Below are 453 nucleotides of genomic sequence, written 5' to 3'. Positions count from 1 at the left end.
CGGCACGATCATCGGCCCGAACGCCGTGCCCGTCAGCTTCCCGGCAAGCGGCATCAGGTTCTGGCTGAAGAAACCGCCGAGATTGCCGATCGAGTTGATCGCCGCCACGCTGGCCGCGGCCCGGGCACCGGTGAAATACCGCGGCGGCATCGACCAGAAGCACGGATAGATCAAGGGGATGCAGGCACCGCCGAGCACCAGCGCAACGAAGCGCAGCGGCGTGGTCGGCAGCACGAGGCTCAGCACGAAGCCGATCGCCCCCAGCACCGCCACGATGCCGATGGTCCGCAGCAGGCTCTTCGCGCGCTTGAGTTTCGGGGGCAGCCAGATCAGCAGCACGACGGCCAGCGCCCAGGGCAGCATGCTCAGGAAACCGTTCGTGGTGCTCGATACGCCAAACGACTTGACGATGGTCGGCAGCCAGTAGGTCACGCCGTACAGCGAGGTCGACAT

1 protein-coding gene is annotated in these 453 nt (G+C 66.2%); it reads right to left on the bottom strand.

Translation table 11 applies throughout. The annotated features are described in order from the left end of the window. Positions 1 to 453: MFS transporter (locus tag HWY05_RS37885; RefSeq protein ID WP_176061503.1), on the bottom strand; the 453-nt coding region annotated here is incomplete at both ends.

It is taken from the genome of Paraburkholderia sp. BCC1876, assembly GCF_902833695.1.
Lineage (GTDB): Bacteria > Pseudomonadota > Gammaproteobacteria > Burkholderiales > Burkholderiaceae > Paraburkholderia.
Note: the sequence above shows the minus strand (reverse complement) of the source record. Positions and strands in the feature narration are given on the sequence as shown.